The organism is Klebsiella sp. Q11, assembly GCF_964241505.1.
Taxonomy (GTDB): domain Bacteria; phylum Pseudomonadota; class Gammaproteobacteria; order Enterobacterales; family Enterobacteriaceae; genus Klebsiella; species Klebsiella michiganensis.
The window spans coordinates 180560-193784 of the sequence record NZ_CAXSXW010000005.1; the positions used below are offsets into that span (position 1 = coordinate 180560).

General features: G+C 57.0%; 11 protein-coding genes and 1 pseudogene. 8 read left to right on the forward strand and 4 right to left on the reverse strand.

Annotated features, from left to right (window positions below):
• Nucleotides 1-19 precede the first annotated feature (19 nt).
• A complete protein-coding gene (rimL, locus tag ACESQ2_RS09880; RefSeq protein ID WP_004850562.1) occupies nt 20-604 on the forward strand; it encodes a 50S ribosomal protein L7/L12-serine acetyltransferase in 585 nt (194 codons plus the stop codon).
• An 81-nt stretch (nt 605-685) separates the two neighbouring features.
• Here rimL and ydcK read toward each other — a convergent pair whose 3' ends face one another.
• Nucleotides 686-1666, reverse strand: coding sequence for a YdcK family protein (gene ydcK, locus ACESQ2_RS09885; RefSeq protein WP_025107903.1), 981 nt, complete (start codon nt 1664-1666; stop codon nt 686-688).
• 110 nt (nt 1667-1776) lie between these two features.
• Here ydcK and tehA point away from each other — a divergent pair, with 110 nt between their 5' ends.
• Both tehA and tehB read left to right on the forward strand, forming a co-directional pair.
• Nucleotides 1777-2775, forward strand: a complete 999-nt coding sequence (gene tehA / locus ACESQ2_RS09890; protein WP_046877284.1) for a dicarboxylate transporter/tellurite-resistance protein TehA — start codon at nt 1777-1779, stop codon at nt 2773-2775.
• Nucleotides 2776-2777: 2 nt separating this feature from the next.
• Nucleotides 2778-3374, forward strand: a complete 597-nt coding sequence (gene tehB / locus ACESQ2_RS09895) for a tellurite resistance methyltransferase TehB (protein WP_046877285.1) — start codon at nt 2778-2780, stop codon at nt 3372-3374.
• Here tehB and pepT read toward each other — a convergent pair.
• Nucleotides 3371-4600, reverse strand: coding sequence for a peptidase T (gene pepT, locus ACESQ2_RS09900; protein ID WP_046877286.1), 1230 nt, complete (start codon nt 4598-4600; stop codon nt 3371-3373). The two genes, tehB and pepT, sit on opposite strands and share 4 nt — an antisense overlap.
• 113 nt (nt 4601-4713) lie before the next feature.
• Here pepT and ACESQ2_RS09905 point away from each other — a divergent pair, with 113 nt between their 5' ends.
• Nucleotides 4714-6306: an ABC transporter substrate-binding protein gene (locus ACESQ2_RS09905; RefSeq protein WP_014229218.1), complete on the forward strand. Its 1593-nt coding sequence runs from the start codon at nt 4714-4716 to the stop codon at nt 6304-6306.
• A 139-nt stretch (nt 6307-6445) separates the two neighbouring features.
• Nucleotides 6446-7114, forward strand: a complete 669-nt coding sequence (locus ACESQ2_RS09910; RefSeq protein ID WP_014229219.1) for a DUF3313 domain-containing protein — start codon at nt 6446-6448, stop codon at nt 7112-7114.
• A 75-nt stretch (nt 7115-7189) separates the two neighbouring features.
• Here the strand turns inward: ACESQ2_RS09910 and ACESQ2_RS09915 are convergent, their stop codons facing one another.
• On the reverse strand, nt 7190-8107 hold the full coding sequence (locus tag ACESQ2_RS09915) for a DMT family transporter (RefSeq protein WP_014838374.1): 918 nt from the start codon (nt 8105-8107) through the stop codon (nt 7190-7192).
• 182 nt (nt 8108-8289) lie between these two features.
• On the opposite strand from ACESQ2_RS09915, the gene ACESQ2_RS09920 reads away from it, so the two are divergent.
• Complete coding sequence (locus ACESQ2_RS09920) at nt 8290-9156, forward strand: AraC family transcriptional regulator (protein WP_014229221.1); 867 nt, start codon at nt 8290-8292, stop codon at nt 9154-9156.
• On the opposite strand, the gene ACESQ2_RS09925 is transcribed toward ACESQ2_RS09920, so the two are convergent.
• Complete coding sequence (locus tag ACESQ2_RS09925) at nt 9136-10302, reverse strand: benzoate/H(+) symporter BenE family transporter (protein WP_049071374.1); 1167 nt, start codon at nt 10300-10302, stop codon at nt 9136-9138. The genes ACESQ2_RS09920 and ACESQ2_RS09925 overlap by 21 nt on opposite strands.
• Before the next feature lie 178 nt (nt 10303-10480).
• Between ACESQ2_RS09925 and ACESQ2_RS09930 the strand changes: the two are divergent.
• Together ACESQ2_RS09930 and ACESQ2_RS09935 are read left to right on the forward strand one after the other, a co-directional pair.
• Nucleotides 10481-11093 (forward strand): annotated as a pseudogene (locus tag ACESQ2_RS09930) (helix-turn-helix domain-containing protein).
• A gap of 166 nt (nt 11094-11259) precedes the next feature.
• Nucleotides 11260-13224 carry a U32 family peptidase gene (locus tag ACESQ2_RS09935; RefSeq protein WP_032693487.1) on the forward strand — a complete coding sequence of 655 codons (1965 nt, stop codon included), beginning with the start codon at nt 11260-11262 and terminating at the stop codon, nt 13222-13224.
• Nucleotide 13225 lies beyond the last annotated feature (1 nt).

The window sequence follows — 13225 nt, forward strand, 5'->3', positions numbered from 1 at the left end:
CTATTAATCAGAGTCCATTATGACTGACGAAAACGCGCCTGCGAGAGAAACTATCCCCGTCACCGAGTCGCTTTCTCTGCGCGCTGTGGATGAAAGCCACGTCGCTGAGCTGCATCAGCTGGTGATCAAGAACCAGCGCTGGCTCCAGCAATCGCTGAGCTGGCCCGCTGACGTCAGTCACGAAGACGAAACTCGCCGCCACGTGCAGGGCAACGTGATGCTGCATCAGCGTGGTTACGCCAAAATGTTTTTGCTCTTTCTGCGCGAAGAGATCGTCGGCGTGCTGTCGTTTAACCAGATTGAGCCGATCAATAAGACCGCATACATCGGCTACTGGATTGATGAAAGCCACCAGGGGCAGGGGCTGCTTTCTCAGGCGCTGCAGGCGCTGATGGACGCTTTTGCCCGCAGCGGGACGGTTCGCCGCTTCGTGATTAAATGTCGGGTAGCAAACCAGAGAAGCAATCAGGTCGCCCTGCGTAACGGTTTCACCCTCGAAGGGTGCCTGAAGCAGGCCGAGTATCTGAACGGTTCGTACGATGACCAGAATATCTACGGGCGCATTATTGATTGTGACACCGGGCAATTCCCGGCTCGCGGCTGACTACGGGCCGCGCTGAGATGTAGCCCGGGGAACAGCGCGCAGGGGCCTGAAGCTGATAAACCACGCGGTCGGGAGCAAAGGTTATAGAAAGCCGACAATGGGCGTGCGGGTAAAAAGTTCGTCGCCGTTTATCACTTTCTCCCCTCTGATAGAAATGGCGTCGCCCGCGCTGGCTTCAATTCGCGCCCTGTCGCCGATCGTCACCTGATGTTCAATCACCACATCGCCGCAAATCACCGCATGCCCTTCAATTAACACGCTATCGTCCAGCAGAATCGGCCCGCCGCGCAGGTGCGCATGCCCGCCGACCATCACCCGATGCTTCAGCAGGCAGTTGCCTTCGACCACCGCGTGCTCCGCCACCTGCGAGCTGTAGCGCAGGGTGGGGATGGCGTCCTCTTCCCGCCCGGCGATAATCCTCGCGTGGCCATAAACTCGCGCGTTATCGCAGACCCAGACGTCGTTTTCGTCGTTACCCTCCAGCCGCGCGCAATCGAAGATTTCCGCCCGATGCTCAACAAACGCGTGTTCGACAAACGCGTCGCCGTAAACTTGCGCCTGGTGAACGATGCGCGAAGCGCTGACCGTTGCCCGCTGATAAATGCGCAGGATTTTGTCGCTGTCGGCGGTCAGACCCTGGGCGGCGATAATAAGCGAGTGGGGGAGGATCTGCGCATTGTCGGCCAGGTGACAATAACCCCGAATCTGCGAATGCGAAACAGTGACGTTGTCACTTATTCGCGCGCAGTGGCTTGCCTGCACGCTGTCCAGTCGCGCGTTATCGCTGACGATGGCGCCATGGCTGATAATGCACTCGCCGGTTAAGCGGGCATTGCCCTCGATTTTCGCACCGGCAAACACCGCGCTATTCGGGTCATAAATCCAGCACTCGCCTTCGTGGCTCAGGGCTGCTTCATTGTCCAGCCAGCCGCCTTCATCGCCGCGCTTCACGTCAGCGAAATCGCGTAAGGCGACAATTTGCCGCAGATTGACGCTATGTTTGTTTCCGTCGGCGTCATAGTGAAACTGGCGAACCTTCTCGCTGAGGTAATATTTGCGCATCTGCCTTTCTCATTACGTATGGTTAACATAAACATAGCAAAAAACGCCGTAGCGCGTTTTTGAAGGTTCCTTTAGAATGCAACTTAAGATAAATTGAAAATTTAAACAAAATGAATAAAAAACTGGGCACAAGCCGGGTGCTGAATCTCCCGGCGGGCTATTTTGGTATGGTTCTGGGCATTATCGGCATGGGCTTCGCCTGGCGCTACGCCAGCACCATCTGGCCGGTGAGCCGGATCGTCGGCGACGGTCTGGTGGTCACGGCGACGGTCATCTGGGCGCTGCTGGCGCTGGCGTTTATCAGCCGGGCGGTCCGTTTCCCGCACAGCGTACTGCAGGAGATGCGCCATCCGGTGGCCAGCAGTTTTGTCAGCCTGTTTCCGGCGACGACCATGCTGGTGGCCATCGGCTTTGTTCCATGGCTGCGGCCGCTCTCGCTGGTGTTATTCGCGATTGGCGTAGTACTGCAGCTAAGCTATGCGGCCTGGCAGAGCGCCGGGCTATGGCGGGGGAAGCATCCCAATGAGGCGACCACCCCGGGTCTCTATCTGCCGACGGTGGCGAATAACTTTATCAGCGCCATGGCCTGCGGCGCGCTGGGCTTTACCGACGCCGGACTGGTGTTTCTGGGCGCCGGCTTATTCTCCTGGCTTAGCCTTGAACCGGTGATTCTGCAGCGCCTGCGCAGCGACGGCGAACTGCCGATGGCCATGCGCACCGCCCTCGGCATTCAGCTGGCGCCGGCGCTGGTGGCGTGCAGCGCCTGGCTGAGCGTGAACGGCGGCGAGGCGGATACCTTCGCTAAGCTGCTGTTCGGCTATGGTCTGCTGCAACTGCTGTTTATGCTGCGCCTGATGCCGTGGTATCTGCGCCAGCCGTTTAACGCCTCGTTCTGGAGCTTCTCGTTCGGCATTTCCGCGCTGGCGACCACCGGCCTGCATCTCGGTCATCAGCATCCGGACGGCTTTTTCCATACCCTCGCGCTCCCGCTGTTTCTCTTCACCAATCTGATCGTCGGGCTGCTGCTGATTCGTACCTTTCTGCTGCTGATGCGCGGTAAACTGCTGATTCGCGTTGAGCGCGACACATTATTAAAAAATAAGGATTAACCATGACGCTTCGTGACGAAAATTACTTCACCGATAAATACGGGATGACCCGCACCCACTCCGAGGTGCTGCACGCCGCCACCCTGATCGCGCCGGGCAAGGCGCTGGATCTGGGCTGCGGCAACGGGCGCAATAGCCTCTATCTGGCGGCCAACGGGTTTGATGTCACCGCGTGGGATAAAAATCCGGCCAGCATCGGAAATCTTGAGCGCATTCGTCAGGCGGAAGGGCTGGAGAATCTGCGGACGGCGATTAAGGACCTTAACGCCCTCAGCTTTGACGGCGAGTATGACTTTATTCTTTCGACCGTGGTGATGATGTTCCTCGACGCGAAGACCATCCCGGGTCTGATTGCTAACATGCAGCGCTGCACCAGACCCGGCGGCTACAATCTGATTGTTGCGGCTATGGATACCGACGATTATCCGTGCAGCGTCGGCTTCCCGTTCGCGTTTAAACCGGGAGAGCTGCGCAATTATTATGAAGGCTGGACGTTACTCAAATATAACGAAGACGTCGGTGAACTCCACCGCACCGACGCCAGCGGGAACCGGATTAAGCTGCGTTTCGCCACGATGCTGGCGCGCAAACCGGCTTAACGCGCCGCTAACAGGCAGAGCTGTAACGCGGTCTGATAAGAGGCCTCAAAGGCGCGCAGCGGCAGAAACTCAAATTTCGAGTGGAAGTTGTGCGCGCCGGTAAAGAAGTTGGGCGTTAATACGCCTTTTGCCGACAGGGCCGCGCCGTCGGTGCCGCCGCGCATCGGCGTCGGTTTCGGCGTAATGCCTAAGCTTTCCATCGCTTCGAACATCAGATCAACGGCGCGGCGGTCTTCGCCGATGGCATTGCTGATGTTGCTATAGGTATCGCTGATGTGAAATTCCACCTTACCGGTCGGATACTGCGCGGCGATTTTCTGCGCTACCTCGCTAATTTGCTGCTTACGGCGATGAAAACTTTCGAGGTCGAAATCACGAATGCTGGCCTGCAGCAGGGTGCTGTTCTGATCGCCCTGGATACCGTTGAACCAAACGTAGCCCTCGCGTCCGGCGGTATGCTCCGGCGTTTGCTGGCGATCGAAATGGCTCATGTAATCCTTGGCCATCAGCAGCGGGTTCACCAGCACGCCCTTTGACGACATAGGGTGAGCGGTCACGCCGGTAAAGCGAATCTCCGCCGCGGCGGCGTTAAAGTTTTCATAGACGATTTCGCCGAGCTCGCAGCAGTCGATGGTCCAGGCAAAATCGACGGCAAAGCGCGCGAGATCCAGCGCCTTCGCGCCGCGCAGGCCCACTTCTTCATCCGGCACAAACGCGACCACGATGTCGCCGTGGCGGTGTTCCGCCGTCAGGTTTTCCAGCACCGTCATCACCACCGTAACGGCGGACTTGTTATCCGCCCCGAGCACGCTGGTGCCGTCACTGAAAATAATCTCTTCATTGGGATAAGCGAGGATTTCCGGATGTTCCGCAACGCGCAGCCAGATATCTTTATCCCTGTTCAAACAGAGATCTTCACCAGTAAAACGCAGAATTTGTGGATGAATATCCGGCGACAAACCGACGTCAACGGTATCGATGTGGGTAATAAAGCCAATCCGCGGCGCGCCTGCGACGTTGCCTTTTTTCACCGCCGTGACGGTGGCGCGCTCGTCAATCACAATCTCATCCAGCCCCAGTTGGCGTAGCTCATCCGCAAGGGCCTGCGCCATCGCCTGTTGCCCGGCGGTGGTAGGCAGCGTCGTGGCTCGCGGGTCGCTTTGGCTGGTTATCGCCAGGTAGCGAAAGAAGCGTTGGGTTAATTGACTGGCCAGGGCTGATGACATAGTGATTCCTTCTTTATTCGAGTTTTCAGGTGTTTGCAATCAGGCTTTAGTGTTATGTATGGAAGGGAAAACAACAAGCTATTCATTAGCTGACAAATTAAAAAGGAAAACCTATGCAACGCAGATTCACGACGCTTGCTCTGGCGTTAGCGGCCCTGACGGCCAGCTCGGCCATTAGCGCAAAAACGCTGGTCTACTGTTCAGAAGGATCGCCGGAAAACTTTAACCCGCAGCTCTACACCTCCGGGACCAGCGTGGACGCCAGCGCGGTGCCGGTCTATAACCGACTGGTCGATTTCAAAGCCGGCACCACAGAACTGGTGCCGAGCCTCGCCGAAAGCTGGGAAGTCAGCGAAGATGGGAAAGTTTATACTTTTCATTTACGCAAAGGCGTTAAATTCCAGAGTAATAAATATTTTAAACCCAGCCGCGATTTTAATGCCGACGACGTTATTTTTTCGTTTATGCGGCAAAAAGATCCTCACCATCCTTATCATAATATCTCCAGCGGCAATTACTCCAATTTTGAAAGCCTGGAATTTGGCCAGTTAATTACCGCGATTGATAAGCCTGATGAATATACGGTGCGTTTCACGCTGGCCCATGCCGAAGCGCCCTTTGTGGCCGATCTTGCCTGGTATTTCGCTTCTATTTTATCGGCGGAATATGCCGATGCGATGCTAAAAGCCGGCACGCCTGAGCGCGTGGATATGGACCCGATTGGTACCGGACCTTTCAAACTCGCGCAATATCAAAAAGATTCCCGAATTCTTTTCACCGCGTTCCCGGAATACTGGCAGGGGAAGGCGCATATCGATCGTCTCATTTTTAGTATCACGCCGGACGCCTCGGTGCGCTACGCCAAGCTGGAGAAAAACGAGTGTCAGGTGATGCCGTTCCCCAATCCGGCCGACCTGCCGCGAATGAAAGAGAACAACGCGATCAACCTGATGAGCAAAGCGGGCCTTAACACCGGTTTCCTGGCGTTTAACACCCAAAAAGCGCCGCTGGACAACGTTAAGGTGCGTCAGGCCCTGGCGATGGCGATCAATAAACCGGCGATCATTGAAGCGGTGTTCCACGGTACCGGTACGGCGGCGAAAAACCTGCTGCCGCCGGGCGTATGGAGCGCGGATAGCCAGCTGAAGGATTATGACTACGACCCTCAGAAAGCCAAAGCGCTGCTGGCGGAATCGGGCGTTGCGGGGCCAATTACCATCGATCTGTGGGCGATGCCGGTGCAGCGACCCTATAACCCGAACGCCAAACGCATGGCCGAAATGATCCAGGCCGACTGGGCGAAAATTGGCGTGCAAACGAAAATCACAACCTATGAGTGGGGTGAATACTTAAAGCGGGTGAAGGATGGCGAACATCAGGCGGCGCTGATGGGCTGGACGACCGCGACCGGCGACCCGGATAACTTCTTCGGCCCACTCTTTACCTGCCAGTCGGCGAACGGCGGGTCAAACTCTGCAAAATGGTGCTATCAGCCGTTTGATAAAATTATCGCCGAGGCAAAATCGATAACCGATCGCCAAAAACGCGAAGCGCTCTATCGCCAGGCGCAGCAGATGATGCATGACCAGATGCCGGCAGTCATGATTGCCCACTCGACAATATTTGAACCGGTGCGTAAAAACGTGTCAGGCTACGAAATAGACCCTTTTGGCAAGCATATTTTTTATCAGGTTGATATCAGATAAACAGCCAATCACGGCCCGCCGGTAACGGCGGGTTTATTTTTTCCAGCTACTTGACGTAGCACCGCTTTTGCCACAAAACTTACCCCTGTTATTTGCTATAACTCTTGCCGATAAATGGTATTCACAGGGATTAACTTATATGCGTACTCCGTTATTTTTTAAAGTCGCTGCGCTTGCTGGCCTGTTAGCTTTGGCCGGTTGCTCATCCAAAATCGCTAAGCCGGAACAATATTCGGGATTTTTAAAAGATTACTCTAACTTAAAAGAAACCACCTCGGCGTCCGGCAAACCGGAACTGCGCTGGATTTCGCCGGATTACAATCCGAGCAACTATGACAATATCGTCTATAACCCGATCACCTATTACCCGGTACCAAAACCCACCACCCAGGTGGGCGAGAAGGCGCTCAGGGATATCCTGAATTACACCAATAAAGAGATGAAACAGGCTATTTCCGAGCGTAAACCGCTGGCAACCACCCCGGGCAAGCGCAGCCTGATCTTCCGCGGCGCCATCACCGGCGTGGATTCCAGCAAAGAAGGGCTGCAGTTCTACGAAGTGATTCCGGTCGCGATGATTATTGCCGGTACGCAGGCGGCAACGGGCCACCGTACCATGGACACAAACCTGTTTTTTGAAGGGGAGCTGATTGATGCGGCGACCAAAAAGCCGGTTATCAAAGTGGTCCGTAAGGGCGAAGGTAAAAACCTGTCCAACGAAAATACGCCGCTCACCGTCGAGACCCTGAAGCAGGTCATTGATGATATGGCGATTGACGCGGTGAAATTCGACCCCAATAACCGTTAATCAGGCGTATCTGTTAATCAAGGCGCTAGTGGTTGATAGCGCCTTTTTCATTTCCCCTCGACGGTAGCGCGAGCGTCAGCAGCGATCCGAGCGAACCCAGGCCAGCCTGCGCCGCAGCAGCCACTGCTCCGGGCGAGCGAACATCACCAGATTTCCGACCAGGATCAGCGCCAGTCCGGCCACGGCGCTGCTGTGCCAGACGTAACCTTCATAAAAAGTCGAAATGGTCAGCGCGACGAGTGGAAACAGCAGGGTGCTGTATGCCGCTTTACCCGCGCCGATTCGCCCCACCAGCGTAAAATAGGCGCCAAAGGCAATCACCGAGCCAAACACGGCGAGATACAGTAGCGCGCCCATATAGCTGAGGGTCCACTGCGGCGCGAAATTATCACCGCGAACCAGCGCGATCGCGCCCATGACCAGGGTGCCGTAAAGCATGGCCCAGCTGTTGGTGGTCAACGTCTCCAGACCGCGGCGCTGGTGGCGGATGCTGAGCATATTGCCGAGCGAAAACCCATAGGTGCCCAATGCGCTGAGGGCAATACCCAGCAGGAGCGAGGCGTTCAGGCCGCTGGCCCATAAATCATCCCAGAATAGCGTCACGATCCCCGCCAGCCCCAGCGCGGCGGCCAGCCAGAAACGGCCCGGAGGCTGCTGGCGATAGAAGAGAAAGCTATTGATCGCGTTAAACAACACCGCCATGGAGAAGATCACCGACTCCAGCCCGGTATTGATATACGCGGCGGCGGTATAGAAACACCAGAAATTAAAGCAGAAAACGCAGCAGCCCTGTAGCAGGCAAAAGAGATGGTCGCGCGCGGCAAGCGGGCGCAGGCGGCGGGTAACCAGCAGAATGGTCAACATCGCGACGCTGGCGACGGCGAAGCGCCAGAAAATAGACACCGGCGCGGCAACCGGCCCCTGCTGCAAAAAGATAGCAATCCAGGTGGTGCCCCAGATAACCACGACCAACCCGTAGAGTAATGCGTTCAAAATGTCTCTCCTGTGAGTGTTGTACCGGTCATTTTGCGGCCCGGGCGAATTCGGCGCTGTCATCAGCTTGTCGCCGACTTGCAAATTCTTGCGCTTATTTTTCATTAGCGGCGGGGGAATGCTGGTATCTGCCGGCGACTCTTCTTAGACTAGCGATCTGCGGAATCTGAACTGTGAAGGCTATGGCTTACGGGACTTTCGAAACATTGCGTCAAAAAAATGCCGTGCTGCGGGGGACGGTGAACCTCAACTCCGGTATTCAGCTGGCGGCGTGGTATAACAATCTTGATACCATCACGGTACAAAGCGACCACCATACCCTGAGCCTCTATATTGCCGATGGCTACGAAAGCTACCAAAAAACCCCCCACGGCTGGAAAAACGGCGGCGGGCCGGATCGTTTTTGCCTGATGCCGAAAGGCGATGAGAGCACCTGGGATATCCGCGGCGACCTCTCTTTTGTGCATCTTTACTGCACCGATGAACACCTGCGCCGGGTAGGCGAGCAGATTTGGGACCGCAGCCCGGCCTCGTTCACGCTGCAGGAGAAAACGTTTTCCAGCGATGACAAAATCACCGCCGTCTACCGCCAGTTTCTCCTCGACAACGACTGGCAGCAGCAGGCGAATCAGCTGACGTTGAGTTCGGCCAGCACGCTGCTGCTCACCCACCTGATTCAGCACTATTCGAACGTTCAGTGGCGTTTACCGACCGTGACCGGCGGGCTGGCGCCGCACGTCTTGCGCAATCTGCTGGCATGGATTGAGGAGAACCTCGACCAGCCGCTCACTCTTGCCGATCTGGCGCAGGAAGCGGCGTTAAGCGAATACCATTTTGCGCGGATGTTTCGCCAGTCGATGAAGATGGCGCCGCATCAGTACGTTATGCAGCGCCGGATGGTTAAAGCGCAGGCGCTGATTAGCCAGAGTCGGCTGCCGTTAACCGATATCGCCATGGCCTGCGGTTTTAGCAGCGCCAGCCACTTCAGCAACCGGGTGAAAAGTGCCACCGGTCTGACGCCCTCGCAGCTACGCGCGGCGCAGCGTTGACAGCAAAACGTAGCTGACGCCGCCGAGAACCAGCCCCCAAAACGCTGAGCCGATACCGGCCAGCGTCACGCCGCTGGCGGTGACCAGAAACGTTACTACCGCCGCATCGCGCTCACTCTCATGATTCAATGCCTGAAACAGGCTGCCGCCGATGGTACCGAGCAGCGCCAGCCCGGCAAGCATCTGGACCCACGCTATCGGCAGCGCCGACATCAACGAGGTGATTGAGCCGCCAAATATCCCCGCCAGCAGATAAAACACGCCCGCCGCCGCCGCCGCGAGCCAGCGTTTTTGCGGGTCCGGATGGGCTTCCGGGCTCTGGCAAATCGCGGCCGTAATGGCGGCGATGCAGATCGAGTAGACCCCGAAAGGCGACAGCAGCAGCGCCAGGCCGCCGGTGGCGACAATAAGCGTTGAAGCGGGGACCCGATAGCCCGAGGCCTGGAGGGTGGCGAAGCCGGGGGCGTTTTGCGACGCCATGGTGACGAGGAAAAACGGTATACCGACGCTGATCAACAGCGCTGGCGTAAATTCAGGGGCGATCCAGGAAGGGGCGACAACGCTGAAGCTTATTTGTGACGTTGTCACCTCTCCGCTCAATCCGGCCACCGCGCTTCCTGTCAGCAGGGCGGCGACAACCGCGAAGCGGGGAAGCCAGGCTTTGCACAGTAACCATACGGCTAACATACTGCCGCATAACAGCAGATTAGCCTGCAGGCTGGCGAAAGCCTGCATGCCAAAGCGCAGCAATATGCCGGCCAGCATCGCCGCCGCCAGCGAATGGGGAATAATCTTCATCAGCCGGGCAAATATGCCAGTGATGCCGCAAAGCACGATTAAGGCATTGGCAAAAATAAAGACGCCAACCGCCTGGGAGAGCGTGACCCCCTGCAGGCCGCTGACCAGCAGCGCCGCGCCGGGCGTTGACCAGGCCGTCAGGATGGGCACCTTTCGCCATACGGTGAGGGCCAGGGTGCTGATGCCCATTCCCAGACCTAAGGCGGTCATCCAGCCGGCGATTTGCGCAGCATCGGCGCCTGCCGCCGCCGCTGCCTGCCAGATAATGGCGGCAGAGCTGGCATAGCCGACCAGCACGGCGACGAAGCCGGCGAGCAGAGTCGGAAAAGGGAGAGTGAAAGAGCGCATGTGAGTGCCTTGTGCGTTATAACGGTCGGTATAATGTAGCATTGTGCGTTATAGCGCACAATTGGCTTTTCGGCAACGCCAGAGCGGATAGCGGAGCCCGGGCGAGCGCTATACGTCAATTCCCTGTAGAATCAGGTGAATGTGCGTATAATTCCTTCAGATATTATTGGGAGGTTGAATGGATATTGCGCAACACCTGTCGGCAACGTTAAAAACGCTGCGCCAGCAGCGCGGCTGGAGCCTGTCGCGCCTGGCGGAAGAGACCGGCGTGTCGAAGGCCATGCTGGGCCAGATTGAACGCAACGAATCCAGCCCGACGGTAGCGACGTTATGGAAAATCGCCACCGGGCTTAACGTGCCGTTTTCCGCCTTTATCGTTGCCGATGAGGCCGGTGAACCGACGGCATTTGATCCCCAGCAGCAGGCCATGGTGGTCACGCCGCTATTCCCTTGGGACCCGGTGCTGCGCTTCGATCACTTCTCCATCACCCTGGCCCCGGGCGCGCTGAGTGAGTCAACGCCGCATGAGCAAGGGGTTATCGAACATGTGGTGGTGATTAGCGGCGTGCTGGATCTTTGCCTGCAGGACAGCTGGCAATCGCTGCAGCCAGGGGAAGGGCGGCGTTTCGCCGGCGATTTAGCGCACGCCTATCGCAATAGCGGTGGGCAGACTGCCCATTTTCATTCGCTGATCCACTACCCGAAATAAAAAAGCCGCGAGTAAACTCGCGGCCAGGCAAATGACTGAGACAACAAATCACAACGTGACGAGGAAAATCCGGAATACGTGATGACTCTATCCTTAGGCACTTTTTCTGGGAAATATCTTTTCCTTCAATGCTTTGCTAAAAACTGCAAATTCCTTCCGCGGCGGCGATGGAAAATGTTTTGGTCTGCGCCAGGTTCTGACTACAATAGCCGCCATTTCGACCCCCTATAATGGATAACGACGAGCGTATGCGCCTGCAAAACCATCATCTTGAACTACTGAGTCCTGCCCGCGATGCCGGGATCGCCCGTGAAGCGATTTTACACGGCGCGGATGCGGTCTACATCGGCGGGCCGGGCTTTGGCGCGCGCCACAACGCCAGCAACAGCCTGAGCGATATCGCCGGTCTGGTACCGTTTGCCCATCGCTACGGCGCGAAAGTGTTCGTGACCCTGAACACCATTCTTCATGATGATGAGCTGGAACCGGCGCAGCGCCTGATAACCGACCTGTATGAAACCGGCGTCGACGCGCTGATTGTCCAGGATATGGGGGTCATGGAGCTGGATATTCCGCCGATTGAGCTGCACGCCAGCACCCAGTGCGATATCCGCAGCGTTGAGAAAGCGAAATTTCTCTCCGACGTCGGCTTCAGCCAAATCGTGCTCGCCCGCGAGCTGAATCTTCAGCAGATCAAAGCGATTTACGATAACACCGACGCGACCATTGAGTTCTTCATCCACGGCGCGCTGTGCGTGGCCTATTCCGGCCAGTGCAATATTTCCCATGCTCAGACCGGGCGCAGCGCCAACCGCGGCGACTGCTCGCAGGCCTGCCGTCTGCCCTATACCCTGAAAGATGACCAGGGCCGCGTGGTGGCGTATGAAAAGCACCTGCTGTCGATGAAAGACAACGATCAGACCGCCAACCTGGCCGCGCTGATCGATGCCGGGGTTCGTTCCTTCAAGATTGAAGGCCGCTACAAAGATATGAGCTATGTGAAGAACATCACCGCGCACTATCGCCAGATGCTCGACGCCATTATTGACGATCGCGGCGACCTGGCCCGCGCCTCAGCGGGGCGTACCGAACACTTCTTTGTTCCGTCAACGGATAAGACCTTCCATCGCGGCAGCACCGACTATTTTGTCAACGCGCGCAAAGGCGATATTGGCGCGTTTGACTCGCCAAAGTTTATTGGTCTGCCGGTGGGGGAAGTCCTGAAAGTCGGTAAAGATTTTCTCGACGTTGAGGTGAGCGAAACGCTGACCAACGGCGACGGCCTGAACGTGATGATCAAACGTGAAATCGTCGGCTTTCGCGCCAACACGGTGGAGAAAACCGGCGAAAACCGCTATCGCGTATGGCCGAACGAGATGCCCGCGGATTTACACAAAGTGCGTCCGCACCAGCCGTTAAACCGTAACCTCGATCATAACTGGCAGCAGGCGCTGCTGAAAACCTCCAGCGAGCGCCGCATCGCCGTCGATATCGAACTGAGCGGCTGGCAGGAGCAGCTGGTCCTGACGATGACCAGCGAAGAGGGCGTGAGCGTCACCCACACGCTGGACGGCGAGTTTGCCGAGGCGACCCAGGCGGAGAAAGCGCTGGCGAACCTTCGCGATGGCGTGGCGAAGCTCGGCCAGACCCTTTACTATTCGCGCAACGTTGAGATTAACCTGCCCGGCGCGCTGTTCGTGCCAAACAGTCTGCTGAACCAGCTGCGCCGTGAAACGGCGGAAATGCTTGATGATGCGCGTCTGAAGGCCGTGGTGCGCGGCAGCCGCAAGCCGGTTTCGGTGCCGCCGCCGGTCTATCCGGAAACGCATCTGTCGTTTCTGGCTAACGTCTACAACCACAAAGCGCGCGAGTTTTATCAACGCTACGGCGTGCAGCTGATCGACGCCGCCTATGAAGCTCATGAAGAGAAGGGCGACGTGCCGGTCATGATTACCAAGCACTGCCTGCGCTTTGCCTTCAACCTGTGTCCGAAACAGGCCAAAGGTTCGATTAAAAGCTGGAAAGCGACGCCAATGCAGCTGATCCACGGCGATGAAGTGCTGACGCTGAAATTTGACTGCCGCCCATGCGAAATGCACGTGGTCGGTAAGATAAAAAACCATATCCTGAAAATGCCGCTGCCGGGCAGCATCGTGGCGTCCGTGAGTCCCGATGAGCTGATGAAAACCCTGCCGAAACGCAAGGGCGCCTGAT